Origin of the sequence: Klebsiella sp. RHBSTW-00484 (genome assembly GCF_013705725.1) — a bacterium.
Classification (GTDB): Bacteria; Pseudomonadota; Gammaproteobacteria; order Enterobacterales; family Enterobacteriaceae; genus Klebsiella.
In genome coordinates this window covers 1,338,007-1,357,654 of sequence record NZ_CP055481.1, presented here as the reverse complement: position 1 = coordinate 1,357,654, position 19,648 = coordinate 1,338,007, and the positions used below count along the sequence as shown (strand labels likewise).

Genomic DNA, 19,648 nt, shown 5'->3' with positions numbered 1-19,648 from the left:
CTAATGTGATCGTAATCACAGATGAATATTTCACTTCACAATCAAGCGTAAAACTACGAATCGTGATTATTCTCACACTAAATGTCACGCTGACATGCTATTTCTAGTCACAATTACTAGAGACCTGAGAAAAGTAATCCACCTGAACAAGGCGGGTTTACTTTTCTCTTTTTTTCGTCTATACAAAATGAGATTACGATATGCAACAAACCTCATATCGCCGTTGGATAACGCTTGCCATTATTAGTTTCAGCGGTGGCGTCAGTTTCGACCTTGCCTATTTACGCTATATCTATCAAATTCCAATGGCTAAGTTTATGGGATTCAGCAATACCGAGATCGGCTTAATAATGAGCACATTCGGTATTGCCGCCATTATTCTTTACGCACCCAGCGGGGTTATTGCCGATAAATTCTCCCATCGCAAAATGATTACTTCAGCGATGATTATTACCGGGCTACTGGGTTTATTAATGGCCACTTATCCGCCGCTGTGGGTCATGCTTTGTATTCAGGTCGCCTTTGCGATCACCACCATTCTGATGCTGTGGTCAGTGTCAATTAAAGCGGCCTCTCTGCTTGGCGATCATAGCGAGCAGGGAAAAATCATGGGCTGGATGGAGGGGTTGCGCGGCGTCGGCGTGATGTCGCTGGCGGTATTTACCATGTGGGCATTTTCCCGCTTCGAGCCTGATGACAGCAACAGCCTGAAGACGGTCATCATCATCTACAGCGTGGTCTATATCCTGTTGGGAATATTGTGCTGGTTCTTCGTTAGTGACGCCCCTCAGCACAGCAATGCGGAAAAAGAAGAGAAAAAAGCGTTCCAGCTCAGCGATATTCTGGCCGTCCTGCGCATCAGCACCACCTGGTACTGCAGCATGGTGATTTTTGGCGTCTTTACTATCTACGCCATTCTCAGCTACTCCACCAACTATCTGACGGAAATGTACGGTATGTCGCTGGTGGCCGCGAGCTATATGGGAATTGTGATCAACAAGATCTTCCGCGCCTTCTGCGGCCCGCTGGGCGGCATTATCACGACTTATAGCAAAGTAAAATCGCCGACCCGGGTCATTCAATTGCTGTCGATTATTGGGGTCGTGGCGCTGATCGCGCTGCTGGCAACCAACTCAAACCCGCAATCCGTCGCTATGGGTATCGGCCTGATTCTGCTGCTGGGCTTCACCTGCTATGCCTCACGCGGACTCTATTGGGCCTGCCCTGGCGAAGCGAGAACGCCAAATTACATCATGGGAACCACCGTCGGTATCTGCTCGGTCATTGGCTTCCTGCCCGATGTTTTTGTCTATCCGATTATCGGCCACTGGCAGGACACCCTCCCCCCGACAGAAGCCTACCGCAATATGTGGCTGATGGGCTTAGTCGCGCTGTGCATGGTGATCCTCTTTACCTTCCTGTTGTTCAGAAAAATACGTAGCGCCGATGCCGCACCAGAAAACGAAACATCGCTGGCCGCTAACGCTACTGGCGAGTGATGGTGAAAATTTAAAGGAGAATAATAATGTCGAAGAAATACATCATTGGAATTGATGGCGGAAGCCAGAGTACCAAGGTCGTGATGTACGATCTGCAAGGCAACGTGGTCTGCGAGGGAAAAGGCCTGCTGCAGCCGATGCACACCCCGGATGCCGATACAGCTGAGCACCCTGACGACGATTTATGGACCTCTTTATGTTTCGCCGGAAAGGACTTGATGAGTCAATTCGCCGGACATAGAGAAGATATTGTCGGCATCGGACTGGGCTCCATCCGCTGCTGCCGCGCGTTACTGAAAGCCGACGGTACGCCCGCAGAGCCGCTTATTAGCTGGCAGGACGCCCGCGTCACCCGGCCCTATGAGCATACCAATCCCGATGTTGCCTGGGTTACTTCGTTTTCAGGCTATTTGTCGCACCGCTTAACCGACGAGTTCAAGGACAACATTGCCAACTACTTTGGCCAATGGCCGGTGGATTATAAAACCTGGGCGTGGAGCGACGACGACGAGGTAGTGAAGAAGTTTAATATTCCGCGCAAGATGCTGTTCGATGTGCAGATGCCGGGTACCATCTTAGGCCATCTTACCGAGCAGGCGGCTCTCGCCACCGGCTTCCCGGCTGGGCTGCCGGTGATCTGCACCACCAGCGACAAACCGGTAGAGGCGCTCGGCGCTGGGTTACTGGATGATGAAACGGCGGTGATCTCGTTAGGCACCTATATCGCCCTGATGATGAACGGCAAGGCGTTGCCAAAAGACCCTGTCGCCTATTGGCCAATTATGTCCTCCATTCCAGAGACTCTGCTGTACGAAGGGTATGGTATTCGCAAGGGGATGTGGACGGTGAGTTGGCTGCGGGACATGCTGGGCGAATCCTTAATTCAGGATGCTCAGGCGCAGGGGCTGTCGCCGGAAGACTTGCTCAATAAAAAGGCCTCCGTCGTACCTCCTGGCTGCAACGGTTTGATGACCGTACTGGACTGGCTGACCAATCCCTGGGAGCCCTACAAACGCGGCATTATGATCGGCTTTGATTCCAGCATGGATTACGCGTGGATTTACCGCTCTATTCTGGAGAGCGTTGCGCTGACGTTGAAAAATAACTACGACAATATGTGCAATGAAATGAACCACTTCGCTAAGCATGTCATCATTACCGGTGGCGGTTCAAATAGCGATCTGTTTATGCAAATCTTTGCCGATGTATTCAATCTTCCGGCCAGGCGCAACGCCATTAACGGCTGCGCGAGTCTGGGTGCTGCAATCAACACGGCGGTTGGACTGGGTTTATATCCTTCTTACGAGACGGCGATCGAAAACATGGTTCGGGTAAAAGATGTGTTTATGCCGATTGAGAACAATGCCAGCCGATACGAGGCATTGAATAAAGGGATCTTCAGGGATTTAACCCAATATACCGATGTGATTTTGAAAAAGTCGTACGAAGTCACCCACGGTAATCTGGACAACGTCGACGCGATTCAAAGCTGGTCGAACGCGTAATGAGTACGCCGGGCGGATGAAATCCACCCGGCACAATATCTAGGCAATATTGAGATATTTATGCGTCTGCATGGAGAGACGCCAGTTGCGGGCAATACAGGTTTCGATACACAGACGAGTTGCATCGTCTTTTTGGCTAATGGGTTGCAGAGCAATAATCCGCGGTTTGTCGTCAGCCAGCGTTTCCAGCAGTTCATCCAGCGCTTCAATATCACGCACGCGCCCAACCGGATGTTTAATTTCATCCGCTCGCTGTAGCGCCTGAGATAGCACATCATAGCCACCGCGCATATTCACCTTTGGCGATACCGTCACCCAGGTATGGGGCGTACAGCGCACCTCGTGCGTGCCGCTGGTTTCTATCTGACAGCTAAACCCATTTTGCTCCAGCAGCGAGGTTAATGGCGTTAAATCATGAATGCAGGGCTCGCCGCCGGTAATCACCACATGGCGGGCAGTCCAACCCTGACGCCCGATGATCGCAAGCAGATCCTCGCCGCTTGCCGGGCCCCACTTATCGCTCTCTTTGGTTTTTGCCAGAATGCTGAACAGCGACACTTCCCGATCGGCAAGCTTATCCCAGGTATGTTTGGTATCGCACCAGGCGCAACCTACCGGGCATCCCTGTAGACGAATAAAAATGGCGGGAACGCCGGTGAAGTAACCCTCGCCTTGCAAGGTCTGGAACATCTCGTTAATCGGGTACTGCATAATCGTCTCTGTCTGGGGTTATGAGCGCACATTATCGCAGATCGTGCATAATCAGGCAAAACTGCTTTGCTTTCCATCGGACACAATAAAATGCTTTACAGAGTGTTTCATTTAAATAATTACTGGCTAAAATTCAGAAAATAATTAGATAAAATTATAACCAATCATGCTTAATATATGCTGAGGGAGCAATAATTCAAAAGGATATGACATGCTCAGAATATTTGTTATTTTTATATTTATAGTGAATTTATCCGGCTGCGGCTATAACGATATCCAGGCCTATGATGAACAAACCAACTCAGCCTGGTCGGAGGTTCTTAACCAGTACCAGCGCCGCGCAGATCTGATCCCTAACCTTGTCGCCAGCGTAAAGGGTTACGCCAGCCATGAAAGTGAGGTGCTGGAAGCGGTGACGCTGGCTCGTGCTCAGGCTAATCTTGCCAGTGGTAAACTGCAGCAGGCCCCCGATGATGCGCAAAACTTAGCCGCCTGGCAGCAAGCGCAAATGCACCTGACCCGTTCTCTTGGGCAATTAACCATTATCAGCGAACGTTATCCTGAATTAAAAGCGCAAGAGTTATATAAGGATCTGATGACTCAACTGGAAGGCAGCGAAAACCGTATTACGGTCGCGCGCGGTCGTTATATTAAATCTATTGAAAAATATAATATCACCATCCGCCAGTTTCCTGCCGTCATGACGGCAAAGGTTATGGATTACCAGCCGAAGAAGAATTATCTACCGGATGATGTCGCCTCTATCAGCAAAGCGCCGACTGTTGATTTCAGCCAGCATTAACAGGAGGTTAAGCCGTGCGCGTCATCGTGTTTTTATTGATTGTCTTTAGTTTTCAATCATTCGCCGAACCTGTTCCTGTTCCGGAACTGCGCTATCAGGTGACGGATTTAACCCGCACGCTCAGCGAGGCGCAAACCAACGCTCTGACACAAGAGGTTCGTGCGATACCCGGCCAGGTGGCCATTCTGGTGGTACCGACCAGCGGCGAAGAAACGATTGAGCAATATACCACCCGAGTTTTTGACGCCTGGAAACTGGGCGACCAGAAGCGCGATGACGGCATTTTACTGCTGGTCGCCTGGCAGGATCATACCATACGTATTGAAGTCGGATATGGTCTCGAAGGCACGCTAACCGACGCTCAGGCCGGGCAAATTATCCGTCAGAAGATTATTCCGGCGTTTAAAAATGGTGATCTGATGGCTGGGCTGCAGCTAGGGGTTGCCGCTATCGGGGGATACCTCGCCAACGGTGAACAGCAGCCAGCAAACGCAGTTTCGATCGTCCCTGCGAACAAGCCCATGCCGTTCAATGGGGGCTGGGCGCTGCTCATTTGGACCGTGGCGTTGCTGGGAATCGCCATAAAAGGCAGCTTCAAAACCCTGGGGCTGATTTGTCTGACAGCTATAGTCCTGGCATTTGCGCTGCCCATTTCAGGCCACGCGGCGGGCTGGGGGAAACTGTTCGCCCTGCTTAGCTTCGCCACGCCGTTTATCGTGTTTTTGATTCTTATGCTGACGCCGACCGCCGCCGGAAAAGCCTTCAGAAAAATAGTCCGGGCATCAAACACCGCGAACGAACAAAAGAACGGTCGATCTTCAGGCCGTAGCGGCGTTCGTACTCGCCGCTCATCGCGTGATAATTTTCGCGGCGGCGGCGGGTCTTCAGGCGGCGGTGGCGCGTCCGGGCGCTGGTAACATGACTCCACGCAAGGGAATCATAATGCGTATTCTTCTTTTATTGCTGGCGCTGTGCGGATTGCCTGCGTTTGCTGACCAAACGCCGCTGGTTACCGATCTCACCAGTACGTTGACGGCGGCAGAACAAATGTCCACTCACCTGCCGGAGAGCGGAGGCGACGTCTTTGACGCATTAGCGGACCATTTACTCGCCAAGCCGAAACTGACCCTCCCCTGCTTCACCTTCACGCTGCTGATGATGGTTATCATCGTCGCCTTATACCGATTCGGCTGTAGCAAAACGATTATTGCCGTGATTTCACTGGTCACAATGAGTATGTGGTCCTTCGTTCTTCGGGAAGACGTTATCATGCGCCAGGTTGGGAACTTTAGTTTCAGCCTGTTGATATTTATGCCATTGTTGTCGCGTCTACGTAATATTTTCGTTTACGGCCGCATAATAATCGCGGAAATAAGCGATGCCGTGAAGGGAAAAAAGAAATCCGCCAGGGCAGGAAAAAAATCTCACGCATCGTCTCCCACTTCCGACTTAATTGAAGAACCCAAAAACAGGAGAAAGATAGCGGTAATTGTACTGGTCATCGTGGTCACATTGATTAGCCTTGCCCTCTGCCTGGGTACCGAATGGTTAGCAAATGCTGCAAGTCGGTTCGCAGAATTTATCCTCACCGTCCTGGCGATTGTCGTCATTGTACTCAGCGGTGGCTTTAAATCCGGAGGGAGCGGAGGTTCATCAGGCTCGTCATCCGGCGGAGGTTTTCGCGGCGGCGGCGGCTCTTCAGGGGGAGGCGGCGCATCCGGGCGCTGGTAGTTATGCCTTATTCAGGAGCAAACAAATGCATATTAATCTTTTTTAGCCCAGCCCCCCAGGCTATGTAAGTTTATTTTCAGTGCACTCTATTTTGCTGCCAGTATTTATCTGATCAAGGATATGGACGCGAATCATTGGGGAACGCCTGTTCTGGCGATGCTGATATCGCTTATCGCTTTTGATGTACTTATTTACTTTTGTATTTATAGCTTAATCAACCCCACTCCCGAGAGAAAGGATCTCCGATGGGATTATAAGGTCTGGCAGCGAAAACGTATGAGCTTTCGCAATGTATCTCTCGACGGCTTTGTCTCATATGTTACAAACGGTAAAAATTTATCAGGATAATGATTATTGTGGGAATGGTGGTAATGAATATCGTGGTACTACGCGACCTGATGAAAGAGTCCTTTTTATACCCGGGTATGCTACTGAACCAGTAAATATGACACCCCGCTGGCGCGGGGAACACTCTAAGAATATTTATCTGTTTATAAAAAACTTTTTCTCACAACAACATTCTACCAACCTAATCATTACAAAGACGCATTATTAAAGAGCATCTAACCAACTGATTTTAAATCATAAAAATTCAGATTAGCTATTCTTTCTTGAATTCTACCAAATTAGTGTTATTTCCACGGCACTGTTAAAAAACTCTGCCCACCGATATACAACCGCACGATACATAGCAGCAGATTATCAATAAACAGAAGCCATAAAAAAACCCGCCGAAGCGGGTTTTAACATCAGAACGAAAGTTCAGGCTTATGCCTGGCCTTTGATCTCTTTACGACCGTTGTACGGTGCTTTTTCGCCCAGAGCTTCTTCGATACGAATCAGCTGGTTGTATTTAGCAACGCGGTCAGAACGGCTCATAGAACCGGTTTTGATCTGGCCTGCAGCGGTACCAACAGCCAGGTCAGCAATGGTAGCGTCTTCAGTTTCGCCTGAACGGTGAGAGATAACGGCAGTGTAGCCAGCGTCTTTCGCCATTTTGATCGCAGCCAGAGTTTCGGTCAGAGAACCGATCTGGTTGAATTTGATCAGGATGGAGTTAACGATGCCTTTGTCGATACCTTCTTTCAGGATCTTGGTGTTGGTTACGAACAGATCGTCACCAACCAGCTGGATTTTGTCGCCCAGTACTTTAGTCTGGTATGCGAAACCATCCCAATCAGATTCGTCCAGACCGTCTTCGATAGACACGATCGGATACTGTTTGGTCAGGTCTTCCAGGAAGTGAGTGAATTCTTCAGAGGTGAACGCTTTGTTGCCTTCGCCAGCCAGAACGTATTTACCGTCTTTGTAGAATTCAGAAGCTGCACAGTCCATCGCCAGGGTGATGTCGGTGCCCAGCTCGTAGCCAGCAGCTTTAACCGCTTCAGCGATAACAGCCAGTGCTTCAGCGTTGGAACCCAGGTTCGGCGCGTAGCCGCCTTCATCACCAACTGCAGTGTTCATACCTTTAGCTTTCAGAACTTTAGCCAGGTTGTGGAACACTTCAGAACCCATACGTACGGCTTCTTTCAGGGATTTAGCGCCAACTGGCTGAATCATAAATTCCTGGATGTCGACGTTGTTGTCTGCGTGCTCGCCACCGTTGATGATGTTCATCATCGGAACCGGCATGGAGTATTTGCCCGGGGTGCCGTTCAGTTCAGCGATGTGCTCATACAGCGGCTGACCTTTAGAAGCAGCAGCGGCTTTGGCGTTAGCCAGAGATACGGCCAGGATTGCGTTCGCACCGAAGTTAGATTTGTTTTCAGTACCGTCCAGGTCGATCATGATTTTGTCGATGCCAGCCTGATCTTTGGCGTCTTTGCCAAGGATTGCCTGAGCGATCGGGCCGTTAACCGCGCCAACAGCTTTCAGTACGCCTTTACCCATGAAACGGGATTTGTCGCCATCACGCAGTTCCAGCGCTTCGCGGGAACCAGTAGAAGCACCTGACGGAGCAGCTGCCATACCGACGAAACCACCTTCCAGGTGTACTTCAGCTTCAACAGTCGGGTTACCACGGGAGTCGATGATTTCACGACCGATGACTTTAACGATTTTGGACATTAGGTTTTCCTCAGTACAAGTTAAACTAAAACTCCAGACAAACAATGCACCCGGATGGGTGCATTGCCGTTCTAACTCTTTTACTTCACCTGACGCTTCTGGTACTCGGCTGCGGCTTTCACAAAGCCAGCAAACAGCGGGTGACCATCACGCGGCGTCGAAGTAAACTCCGGATGGAACTGACAGGCAACAAACCACGGATGATTCGGCACCTCGATGATCTCGACCAACTGATCATCCCCGGAACGTCCCGCAATACGCAGGCCCGCATTTTCAATCGGTTTCAACAGCATGTTGTTGACTTCATAGCGGTGGCGATGGCGTTCGGTAATGGTTGGTTCGCCGTACAGCTGGCGCACCAGACTATCGTCACCCAGTTGGCACTGCTGCGCCCCAAGACGCATCGTGCCGCCGAGGTCGCTCTTATCAGAACGGACTTCGACATTACCTTCTTCATCACGCCATTCGGTAATAAGGGCCACAACCGGGTACTTACAGTCTGGCACAAATTCCGTGGAGTTGGCGTTTTCCATCCCCGCTACGTTGCGCGCGAACTCAATCAGCGCAACCTGCATACCCAGGCAAATTCCCAGATATGGGATATTGTTTTCACGTGCATAGCGCGCAGTGGCAATCTTACCTTCAACCCCGCGATAGCCGAAGCCACCAGGAATCAGGATAGCATCTAAATTTTTCAGAATTTCGACGCCGCGCGTTTCTACATCTTGCGAATCGATCAGCTTGATGTTGACGGTAACGCGATTTTTCAGACCACCGTGCTTCAGCGCTTCAATCACCGATTTGTAGGCATCCGGCAGTTCAATGTACTTGCCGACCATACCAATGGTGACTTCACCTGCCGGATTGGCTTCTTCGTAAATAACCTGTTCCCATTCGGCCAGGTTCGCTTCCGGACAGCTTAAGCTGAATCGTTTACAAATATAATCGTCCAGCCCCTGAGATTTCAACAGGCCTGGAATTTTATAAATAGAATCGACGTCTTTCATCGAAATAACGGCTTTTTCTGGCACATTGCAGAACAATGCAATTTTGGCACGTTCGTTCGCCGGAATAGCGCGATCGGAGCGGCAGACCAGAATATCAGGCTGAATACCGATGGAGAGCAGTTCTTTAACGGAGTGCTGGGTCGGCTTGGTTTTGACTTCACCCGCAGCGGCCAGGTACGGCACCAGGGTCAAATGCATAAACAGTGCGTTTTCACGACCGATATCCACCGCCAGTTGGCGAATCGCTTCGAGGAACGGCAGAGATTCGATATCGCCAACGGTACCACCAATTTCAACCAGCACCACATCATGGCCTTCGCCGCCCGCCAGCACGCGCTCTTTAATAGCGTTGGTGATATGCGGAATAACCTGTACGGTTGCGCCCAGATAATCGCCACGGCGCTCTTTACGCAGAACGTCGGAGTAGATACGACCCGTAGTGAAGTTGTTACGGCGGCTCATTTTGGTGCGAATGAAACGCTCATAGTGGCCAAGGTCCAGATCGGTTTCAGCGCCGTCTTCAGTAACGAACACTTCCCCGTGTTGGATTGGGCTCATGGTGCCCGGATCGACGTTGATGTACGGATCCAGTTTCATCATGGTCACGTTAAGCCCACGGGCTTCAAGAATGGCTGCCAGGGAAGCTGCGGCAATGCCTTTACCCAGAGAGGATACGACCCCGCCGGTCACAAAAATATAGTTCGTTGTCATGCTGAACCTGAGAAGTTAGGTTTAAAAGACGATGGAATAACCAAGACGGGAAAGCAGTATACCCGATCATGACTAACGCCACAAACTTTCATTATCCCTCCTTTTCATCAGGCCCACACAACGCAGGGAGTGAGAAAATAGCCGCTTTCGGCGAAATGTTTTTGACGTAAATCAAGCGCTTGTTATTTAAAAAATCACACAAATAGCGCTTGATCACGAAAACCCTTTAGAGATCAGTTTCCTGGCGTTTTACCTCTTGCCACACATCTTCCATGGTATCGAGGTCAACACCGGTCATTTCCAGGCCCCGCGCGGCGACAATCCGCTCAACTTCACGGAAACGGCGCTCGAACTTGAGGTTCGCTTTTTGCAGTGCGACTTCGGCTTTCACCCCTAAATGGCGGGATAAGTTGACCGTCGCGAACAGCAAGTCGCCGACTTCCTCCTCCAGTTTAGCCTCATCAATCACCGCCTGCTGCGCCTCGTGCATGACTTCATCAATCTCTTCGTGCACTTTGTCCAAAACCGGGCCAAGCGAAGTCCAATCAAAACCTACTGCCGAGCAGCGTCGCTGGATTTTATGCGCACGCATCAGCGCGGGCAGGCTATGCGGAATATCGTCCAGTGCAGAGTGCTGGGACTTTTCGGCTCTCTCAGCGCTTTTAATTTGTTCCCAACGCGCCAGTACTTCGCTGCTGTTACCCGCAGAAGCATCGCCGAAAATATGCGGGTGACGGCGCTCCAGCTTGTCGCTGATGGCGGCGCAGATATCGTTGAAATCAAAGCGCCCCTCTTCCTGTGCCATCTGGGCATAGAACACCACCTGGAACAATAGATCACCCAACTCGCCGCGCAGATCGTCGAAATCTTCCCGAGCGATAGCATCGAGCACTTCATAGGTCTCTTCGAGGGTGTAGGGGGCTATGGTGGCAAAAGTCTGCTCTTTGTCCCACGGGCAGCCATTTTCCGGGTCGCGCAGGCGCTGCATAATGCCGAGCAGCCTTGTCATTTCATTGTTAACTATCGTATTCATCATTCTGAACTCTTTACAGTATCAGTCGCGCCAGTCGCGTCTGAGTTTCGGCAAGCCGCCGTTTATTACGAAAATATAAATAATGCAGTGTAGCAGTGTAAACATCAGAGCCAGCACGCGTACCATGTCGTCAATATAGCGGATTTGCGATGTAAGTATGCCAAAAGGAAACTTTCCATTGACCGCCAGGCAAAGCTGCGCAAATACCGCGAAGGCATTTCCAGCACGGCAAATCAGATGCGAAATCAACGATCCAGTAGGCGAATAAACGACAAAAAATAGCCAGAATTGCACGGCGATCAGCGTGAGGGAGGAGAAGAGATAAAGCACGAAAAAACTGAAGCTCAGGTTCATCAATGAACGTCCCGCGCACGGGCATCCCGCCAGCGCGCAACATAAGGTAGCGATGTCTGTGCACAATGATAAAAAAACGCAGGCTAAATTGCACCCGCGCTTTTTTACCGACGATGTCATTTTCTACATAGCGACGCTATTGATGCTCCACAACGATAGTCGCCGTGGCGGATAACGTCCCCGAGCGACTCTTATTTGTGTCGAAGACAAAGTACTTCGCCCGAACAGGGATTTGTAGTTTCGCCGCCAGAGTGGCGGTTGTGCTCTTCGGAATAATCGCTAGCTTAGTGACCGCCCCGCTAACGGCATCGCCAGCACGAGCAAGAACAATGCGCTGCCCGGAGCCGTTTTCGAGGATAAACCCAACGCCGTTATTCGTGCTGGCCTGCAGTATCGAAGGATCTGTGTCCAGCAAGGTGCTGCTTTTCAGATACACCGTCACCGTGCGGTTCGCTTTTTGATTAGTCTGGCTGGCGTTGCAGTTCAGAGTGATATTCCCCCCCATGCTGTTCTCGGTCACCACGCCATAGCTGCGAACTTTGCCGATGGGGATCGCATGGAGATCCAGTTGCAGGTTTTCTGGTTTGCAGGTGGTGGCAATGCGATTGTAGGTCACCACCAAATCGGAAGAAAATGCGCCGCCTGCTTTATACAGAGCCTGACTAAACCGCTCCCGACACGTTCCCCACTGCAACGGGTTGATTACGCACCAAAAAAAGGCAGTCCAGGCGCTATTGTAATCGGTGTTAGAAGCCGTTGAAGCCAACATCGCCCCCGGAATCGTCACGGTATTACCGCTACTAGTATATGTTGCGGTTCCGGTATCCCGACTCGCCGACACGGTAAAGCCAATATTGATGCTGTTATTGCTTGATTGCAGCGAGCCGCTGTTGCCGCTTTGCTAGGCGAATTTCAGCTTAAACTTATCCTCACCACCATTAAAACCGATGACCACATCGCTAAAATTGGGGTAGTTGACGGTGGTATTGTTGGTGCACGACAGCCCGGAAAAATTGACCTGAATCGCCGACTGCGTCGCAGAACCATCCGCGTTGATCGTGAAATGGCTGATTTGCGAAGCAGGCGAGTTGCAGGTTGCAAAAGACATTCCTGAAAAGAGAAGCAGCACGCCGCCAAATATATTTAAAACTCTGATCATGTCCCTATCCTCTTATCGGCAGACATAAACGCGTCCATCTTCCAGATGCTTCTCAAGAGCGATGGTGCAAAACTGCTGTTGTGCCTTATCCAGCTCAACGCGAATCTGCGATGGAATTTCGTTAGCACGCATAAATAGCAGACTTCCCTGACCCACCAGGCCGATATACTGCCCGGCCTCGTTCGCCACTTCGTGACCAAAAGGCAGCGGATCGCCGTTGACCCGTTCCGCACGCAAATACCAGGGTTTACGACTATCGGTTTCAAACTCCGTCAGTACGACCGCCCCGCGATAAGGTGCCAGCGACCGCCGATTGCCTAATAGCGCCACATCGCTATCCGTATGTGAAAGATCGAGGGTTAGCGAATTTTCCCGGTAAGGCGTTAAACCACTGTAAATCGCTTTGCCCTGGTTATCGGTCGTCAGATAACGATGGCCCTGCACCGCCGCGCCTTTTAACCCTGGCGCACGAACAATGGCCAAGGTATCGGAAAGTTGATTGCTCAGTTCAATCCCGCCGGACCAGGCAACAATTCCCCCCTGCATACTGGCGCTTGCCTGATTATATTTGTTCGACTGACTGAGGCTGCCGTTCAGGGTGGTAAATGGCGTGCGCCAGCCCAGATTGCCGCCAACAGCAGTTTCATTTCCCTGTTGTTGCTGGCTAAAATTAACGCCATAGCTGAACTGATCTCGGTTGCCGACAATCCCGCTAAGACAGGTGTTATTCGATTGATATTTATCTTCAAAGGTCGTTGAGTTAGTTAGCGATAAATGTCGACGTGGCGTGGTAATTCCGTCTCCCCAGTTGAAAGGGATAGAGAAAAATAGGTTGAGGCGATTGTCATGCTCGCCATCATCATTCTGCGTACGACTGGCCGAAAGGGTATAGCTTATCTGCTTCCAGCTATTGCTATAGCTGAACTGATAATCTCTACCTGTCCCTTGATGCTGCCAGTAATCTCGCCATACACCGCTTAGCGCAAGCGACCCCCAATTGTCCGGCAGCGTCTGGCTGATGTTGACCGAAAAGCTATTTTTGCGGCCAAAATCTTCAGTGTAATAATCACCAATATCGTAGATATCATTGTTATCCCGCTGGTATTCCTGCTTGTTATTCGCCCAGATATAATCATTAAAGGTACGAAACCCACGCGAAGAGTAGCGCCAGGCCGCCAGCGCAAAATGGGTGCCGGTAGCCTGCATATATTTATTCCAGGCGATTTGATAGCTCTGCCCGTCAAAGACATCGCCATTGTCCTGTTTGCTATGCGAAAAGGTGGCATCAAATGACACTGCGCCAATCGGCGTATTCCAGCCGGTGCCAATAACTTCAGAATGATAACGATCCGCCGCCATCACCCCGCCGTATAAGGTCAGAACGTTATTCAGCCCATACTGATAGCTGGTTTGTAAAAAATCAGCCTGGTTGCTGGCGCCTTCTACATGACTGCGGCCAGCGACGAAATCGTACTTCGTGACCCCTGGCTGTAACATATTCGGCACCGAAGAGTACGGGACCAAATATTGGCTGGTAGAACCATCCGCTTCTTTTACCGTGACGTCGAGATCGGCTCCGCCGCCGGACAGATGCAGATCCTGAAGAGCAAAAGGACCGGGCGGCACCTCTTTCTGATAAACGACAAATCCGTTTTGCTCGATGGTGACCAGGGCATTACTCTGCGCAATACCGCGAACCACTGGCGTAAAATTTTGCTGTGAATCTGGCAGCATTTGCATATCGCGAAACCAGCGCACGCCGCGAAAACGTAAAGAATCGAACATATCGGAAGAGGTATACATATCTCCCGCGCGAAATGTGCCAAGCACTTGCGCGATACCGCGCTCCAGATAAACAGTATTGCTATGCCACTGCCCTGCACCGTCGTTGGCTTGGGTAAAACTGGTTGTCGCCCTTAGCTGCCAGCCTAATAGATTCATTCCGCTATTAAAGTTGAGATAACTATTTTTACTGTAACCGCCGTTTTTATAATCGCTGTAGTACTGGCTGGCATAATAAGATGTAAACAATGCGTTAACGCCCCGATCCCAACTTTCCGGCGGTATATAGCCCGCCTCATATTCCCGGATATAGATCTGCGGCACGCTTAGAAAAAGGTTAAATTGACCTATATCATAATGTACTGAGCCGCCCTGCACCGCTATCGTTAATGGCAGACAATCCTGTTTTTTTATCGCCGATATATTTTTAGTGTCAATTCCCATCGCCTCTATTTGCGCCAGGGATAGGCAGGTCGCATCAACATCATCTTTAATATGAATTTCATAGCGACCACGAAACTGATCGTTCAAATAAACATCCAACTCATAATCGCCAGGCAAAGGTTTTGTTTCATCAAACCAGTATTCATCAACCTTTTCACCATTAAACCCACCGACCATAAAATGGGTATCAAAGCTTTCTTTTTCAGCATATGCTGGCCCGGCGGCAAGCGCTAAAAGATTTCCATGATCGTCAATCAACGTCACGGTATAGCGGCTGGCAGATGTTTTCACAGGGACCAACTGCTCTGAGCGTGGAGCCAGCAACAAAGTTTGATTGTTTATTTTCCCGCTATTTTCAATAGAAGGAATAACTATCCAGTTGGCTGATTCATTTTTTACTTTTATGCCACCTGCGGTTGGATTCAATTTGAGCCGTGAAAAAGATTTTTTGTCTACCCCGCTAATCCCCTGCGGGCGATAAATGAATTTAACCCGATTCTGCATCGCAAATTTAATGCGATTTTTACTCTCACCCTCCGCAGAGTTCGGCGGTATATCAAGGACGTTAAGATAGAACAGGCTTTCACGATTGGTCGCCAGTTGATTAGCCAGGATCTTAATTTTCAGCTGCTGCCCGGCACCGCCGGCCACCCGGACAACCGGCGGCGTGAGCATAAATGGCACCTTGATTTTTTCAGGCGGAATGCTGACATCACCATCATCAATCCATGCCTGTACCAGCGAACTGCGCGAATCATCATTTAATATCTGAACCGTAATATCCTTTTTCTGTGCGGGGTAAATCACCCGAGTGCCGTAAATAATAATGCCGCCCCAGGCAGGCATGACCATGCTTACCAATAATAATGCGATTAGACGTTTCATGGTGAGATTCCTGCGGGGGAAATGAGCCGACGGCCAGGCCGTCGGCTAAATTCTTTAGTCAGTGTTAACCTGCATAACAACGGTAGAGTTCACATTGCCAGCCTGTACATTACCCGGTGCAGTAGTAATCGCATATTGTGCGGAGAAATTCAGGTCATATTCCCCGGTCGCATTGGCGGTTAATTTTACGCCATCTCTCGGATTAACCGATGTTCCATTCAGCTTCAACGTATAACCCACTCCGCTTGCCCCACCGGTTGCCGCAGTAATTGTTGGGTGGGTAGCATCAAATCCGGTAGTGACAAATGAAATTTGAGGAACTTTATTTCCTTCGCACTTCAACTTTAATTCCTGATTCGCATCATTTGAATATCCGACATAGGACTGCCCGGCCGTTAATCCCGCAAACTGTGCTTTACCTACAGGAGCCATAGTAATTGTTGCCTGAGAATTCCCATCAGTAAATTTACAGGTTGTCGGCAAAACAACACCGTTAATTTGTAATATTCCTTCTTCAGTATCAGCTGCTAAAGCATATTGTGCAGAAAACAGTGAAGACAGGACAACGGCCGCAATCATTGACTTTTTCATAAGACATTCCTTTTTTAAATAATTCTAATTGTGTATTGGTGTTAGTCATTCCGTGCAAATGAAAATACATCAACAAAAACGTTGCCACAATGTAATAAAATAGTTTTATTGACTTAACTCAATTTAAAATAATTAACATAATACGAGTAGATCTTTTAATTAAAATATATTCACCCCACAGATCAATAATGATTTTAATTCAACCAGAGATATTCAATATGCGTATATTTATCATTAAATGATCGAAATTTAGAATAAATACAAAAATACCTAAATGTAAAAATAGATTGCTGATTGCAGTAAAAGCATCATTACCGTTAGCAAAGCAAAAATAAATATCCTCCGGCATAGCCGGAGGTTTTTCATATGCGCCTATAAGGCTCTGTTGCCAGCCGCGCCCTAACAGGCGCATCGCGATCTGACATTTGCATTTATGGATTACTTACGGCCCGTAAACGGGCTGCCCGGATAGGGGATCGAGAGTTGCTCACCCATTTTATCCTCTTCCAACTGGTGCTTTATGTATTCTTGTATCCTGGCTGTATTTTTCCCAACCGTATCAACGTAATACCCTCGGCACCAGAATTCCCTGTTACGGTATTTGAACTTCAAATCGCCAAACTGCTCATAAAGCATCAGGCTGCTCTTTCCCTTCAGGTATCCCATAAAGCCCGACACACTCATTTTGGGCGGGATTTCCAAAAGCATATGGATGTGATCCACACAGCATTCTGCTTCCAAAATATTCACGTTTTTCCATTCGCACAGCTTTCTTAAGATACTGCCTATCGCTTTGCGCTTTTCCCCGTAGAACACCTTTCTTCGGTACTTCGGCGCAAAAACTATGTGATATTTACAGTTCCATCGCGTGTGCGCTAAGCTCTTTTCGTCCCTCATTGGGACCCCCTTTTGATTTCTTGTTGAACGTTTGCAGTTGCCAGACCGCAAACTGTTTTAACAAATCAAAAGGGGTTTTTATAACTGGCTCAAAGCTGAAAGCTTTACAGAACCTCCAGCCTAGCTGGAGGTTTTCTGTGCACAAAAAAACCGCGGCGTTGGAATCCAACGCCGCGGCTACGGCTACAGGAAGGGGAATTTACCCGCCGTGAAGACGACGGGCGTCAATCACATCCGGTACCTGATTCAGTCGGCCAAGCACGCGCCCCAGCACCTGCAGGTTGTAGATCTCAATAGTCATATCGATCGTGGCAAGCTGCTGCTTGGTATCGCTGCGGCTGGCAACGCCCAGCACGTTGACCTTCTCGTTGGCAAGAATGGTGGTGATATCGCGCAGCAGGCCGCTACGATCGTTAGCCTGAACACGCACGACCAGCGAGTAGCCCGCCGAGTAGCTTTCGCCCCACACCGCGTCCACAATGCGCTCCGGAGCATGTGATTGTAATTCCGCAAGCTGATCGCAATCCGCGCGATGCACCGAGATCCCACGTCCCTGAGTAATAAAACCGACAATCTCATCGCCAGGAATCGGCTGACAGCAGCGCGCAATATGGTGCATCAGGTTACCAACGCCCTCAACCACCACCCGGCCGTTATCTTTGCTGCGGTTATTCTGCGGCGTATAGGTTTTCTGCTGCAGCTGTTTCAGCGCGGCGGCATCCTGCTCCTCGGCGCTCGGTTTATTGAACTGCGCTTGCAGGAAGTTGACCATTTGGTTAAGACGAATATCACCGCCGCCAATCGCTGCCAGCAGCTCGTCCTGCTCGTTAAAGTTGTAGCGCGGCAACAGATGTTTTTCCGCATCCTTCAGGCTGATACCCAGATGCTCGAGCTCGTCGTCGAGGATCTGCCGCCCGGCAAGAATATTCTTATCGCGATCCTGCTTGCGGAACCAGGCATGAATTTTGGAACGGCCACGGCTGGTCGTGACGTAGCCAAGGTTCGGGTTCAGCCAGTCGCGGCTCGGGTTCGGCTGTTTCTGGGTGATGATTTCAATCTGGTCGCCCATTTGCAGCTGATAGGTAAAAGGTACGATGCGCCCGCTGATTTTTGCCCCGATGCAGCGGTGTCCGACATCGCTGTGAATATGGTAGGCAAAATCAAGCGGCGTTGAGCCGGCAGGTAAATCCACAACGTCGCCCTTCGGCGTAAAGACGTAAACCCGGTCATCAAAGACCTGGCTACGAACCTCATCCAGCATTTCGCCGGAATCCGCCATCTCTTCTTGCCAGGCGATCAGCTTACGCAGCCAGGCAATGCGATCTTCGTAACCGCGCGCGCCGCTGGCCCCCGCGCTGGCGCCCTCTTTATACTTCCAGTGCGCAGCCACGCCCAGCTCAGCATCTTCATGCATCTGTTTAGTACGAATTTGAATTTCTATCGTTTTGCCGCCGGGACCCAGCACCACGGTGTGAATCGACTGATAGCCATTGGGCTTAGGATTGGCAACATAGTCGTCAAACTCATCCGGCAGATGACGGTAGTGAGTATGTACAATGCCCAGCGCGGCATAACAATCCTGCAGACGCTCGGCGACAATGCGCACCGCACGCACATCAAACAGCTCGTCAAACGCGAGGTGCTTTTTCTGCATTTTGCGCCAGATGCTATAGATATGTTTTGGTCGCCCGTACACTTCAGCTTTGACGCCCTCGGTTTTCATTTCCGAGCGTAAATGGCCCACAAACTCGTCGATGTAATGTTCACGATCGATACGCCGTTCATGCAGCAACTTAGCAATGCGTTTGTATTCCGCCGGATGCAGATAGCGGAAGCAGTAATCTTCCAGCTCCCACTTGAGCTGACCGATCCCCAGGCGGTTAGCCAGCGGCGCGTAGATATTGGTACACTCTTTCGCCGCCAGCACGCGCTCATCTTCCGGCGCATCTTTCACTTCGCGCAGATGGGCAATCCGCTCGGCAAGTTTGATAACCACGCAGCGGAAATCATCGACCATCGCCAGCAGCATGCGGCGAATGTTGTCTACCTGTTCAGAAGAGACCGAGTCGGTATGGGTGGCTTTAAGCTGACGTATGGCGGCCATATCCCGCACGCCGTGAATGAGGGTGACGACGGATTTACCTACGCTCTCCTGCATGACTTCTTCGCTGACGACGTTGCCGTCCGCCAGCGGGAAAAGCAACGCAGCCCGCAGCGTGTCGATATCCATGCTGAGCATGGAGAGAATCTCCACCATCTCCACACCACGCCATAGCAAGATGTACGACAGTGGGTGTCCCTGCGTTTTCTCTCGACAGTAATCCCAGGTTTCGGCTAAGCGTTCACACGACTGCTGGCTGGAAATTCCCAGACTCGCGATCCATTTCTTCGGGTCAAATTCACCAGCTTTATTTAGATGTGCACTTCTTACCGCAACCATTGTCCTCTCCTTAAGGGACCGGCCTGCCGA

General features: G+C 50.1%; 16 protein-coding genes. 5 read left to right on the top strand and 11 right to left on the bottom strand.

All coding sequences use genetic code 11. The features are described from left to right. The first annotated feature begins 200 nt into the window (after window positions 1-200). Both HV213_RS06535 and HV213_RS06530 read left to right on the top strand, forming a co-directional pair. The gene (locus HV213_RS06535; protein ID WP_181485101.1) at window positions 201-1,499 is read left to right on the top strand and encodes an MFS transporter; all 1,299 of its coding nucleotides are present in this window, start codon (window positions 201-203) and stop codon (window positions 1,497-1,499) included. Between the two features lie 26 nt (window positions 1,500-1,525). Next, window positions 1,526-3,004: an FGGY-family carbohydrate kinase gene (locus tag HV213_RS06530; RefSeq protein ID WP_181485100.1), complete on the top strand. Its 1,479-nt coding sequence runs from the start codon at window positions 1,526-1,528 to the stop codon at window positions 3,002-3,004. A gap of 39 nt (window positions 3,005-3,043) precedes the next feature. On the opposite strand, the gene queE is transcribed toward HV213_RS06530, so the two are convergent. Beyond that, on the bottom strand, window positions 3,044-3,715 hold the full coding sequence (gene queE / locus HV213_RS06525) for a 7-carboxy-7-deazaguanine synthase QueE (protein WP_181485099.1): 672 nt from the start codon (window positions 3,713-3,715) through the stop codon (window positions 3,044-3,046). A gap of 211 nt (window positions 3,716-3,926) precedes the next feature. Here queE and HV213_RS06520 point away from each other — a divergent pair, with 211 nt between their 5' ends. Genes HV213_RS06520 through HV213_RS06510 form a run of 3 tightly spaced genes read left to right on the top strand, consistent with a single transcriptional unit; the run spans window position 3,927 to window position 6,248 of the window. Beyond that, window positions 3,927-4,517, top strand: coding sequence for a LemA family protein (locus HV213_RS06520; protein ID WP_181485098.1), 591 nt, complete (start codon window positions 3,927-3,929; stop codon window positions 4,515-4,517). Between the two features lie 14 nt (window positions 4,518-4,531). After that, window positions 4,532-5,434: a TPM domain-containing protein gene (locus tag HV213_RS06515; protein WP_181485097.1), complete on the top strand. Its 903-nt coding sequence runs from the start codon at window positions 4,532-4,534 to the stop codon at window positions 5,432-5,434. Between the two features lie 25 nt (window positions 5,435-5,459). Further along, the gene (locus tag HV213_RS06510) at window positions 5,460-6,248 is read left to right on the top strand and encodes a hypothetical protein (RefSeq protein ID WP_181485096.1); all 789 of its coding nucleotides are present in this window, start codon (window positions 5,460-5,462) and stop codon (window positions 6,246-6,248) included. A gap of 768 nt (window positions 6,249-7,016) precedes the next feature. Here HV213_RS06510 and eno read toward each other — a convergent pair. The 10 genes from eno to relA form a co-directional block, all read right to left on the bottom strand. Then, the gene (gene eno, locus HV213_RS06505; RefSeq protein ID WP_110275870.1) at window positions 7,017-8,315 is read right to left on the bottom strand and encodes a phosphopyruvate hydratase; all 1,299 of its coding nucleotides are present in this window, start codon (window positions 8,313-8,315) and stop codon (window positions 7,017-7,019) included. Between the two features lie 80 nt (window positions 8,316-8,395). After that, the gene (gene pyrG / locus HV213_RS06500) at window positions 8,396-10,033 is read right to left on the bottom strand and encodes a glutamine hydrolyzing CTP synthase (RefSeq protein ID WP_181485095.1); all 1,638 of its coding nucleotides are present in this window, start codon (window positions 10,031-10,033) and stop codon (window positions 8,396-8,398) included. A 226-nt stretch (window positions 10,034-10,259) separates the two neighbouring features. After that, the gene (gene mazG, locus HV213_RS06495; RefSeq protein ID WP_181486346.1) at window positions 10,260-11,066 is read right to left on the bottom strand and encodes a nucleoside triphosphate pyrophosphohydrolase; all 807 of its coding nucleotides are present in this window, start codon (window positions 11,064-11,066) and stop codon (window positions 10,260-10,262) included. A 21-nt stretch (window positions 11,067-11,087) separates the two neighbouring features. Then, a complete protein-coding gene (locus tag HV213_RS06490; RefSeq protein WP_181485328.1) occupies window positions 11,088-11,420 on the bottom strand; it encodes a hypothetical protein in 333 nt (110 codons plus the stop codon). Between the two features lie 136 nt (window positions 11,421-11,556). Then, on the bottom strand, window positions 11,557-12,207 hold the full coding sequence (locus HV213_RS06485; protein WP_181485094.1) for a fimbrial protein: 651 nt from the start codon (window positions 12,205-12,207) through the stop codon (window positions 11,557-11,559). A gap of 114 nt (window positions 12,208-12,321) precedes the next feature. After that, complete coding sequence (locus HV213_RS06480) at window positions 12,322-12,579, bottom strand: fimbrial protein (protein ID WP_181485093.1); 258 nt, start codon at window positions 12,577-12,579, stop codon at window positions 12,322-12,324. A gap of 12 nt (window positions 12,580-12,591) precedes the next feature. Beyond that, on the bottom strand, window positions 12,592-15,690 hold the full coding sequence (locus HV213_RS06475; protein WP_228288594.1) for a fimbrial biogenesis outer membrane usher protein: 3,099 nt from the start codon (window positions 15,688-15,690) through the stop codon (window positions 12,592-12,594). Between the two features lie 54 nt (window positions 15,691-15,744). Continuing rightward, window positions 15,745-16,281, bottom strand: coding sequence for a fimbrial protein YehD (yehD, locus tag HV213_RS06470; RefSeq protein WP_181485092.1), 537 nt, complete (start codon window positions 16,279-16,281; stop codon window positions 15,745-15,747). Between the two features lie 438 nt (window positions 16,282-16,719). Then, complete coding sequence (gene tnpA, locus HV213_RS06465; protein ID WP_141132629.1) at window positions 16,720-17,178, bottom strand: IS200/IS605-like element IS1541B family transposase; 459 nt, start codon at window positions 17,176-17,178, stop codon at window positions 16,720-16,722. A gap of 199 nt (window positions 17,179-17,377) precedes the next feature. Continuing rightward, the gene (gene relA / locus HV213_RS06460) at window positions 17,378-19,618 is read right to left on the bottom strand and encodes a GTP diphosphokinase (protein ID WP_181485091.1); all 2,241 of its coding nucleotides are present in this window, start codon (window positions 19,616-19,618) and stop codon (window positions 17,378-17,380) included. Window positions 19,619-19,648: the final 30 nt, after the last annotated feature.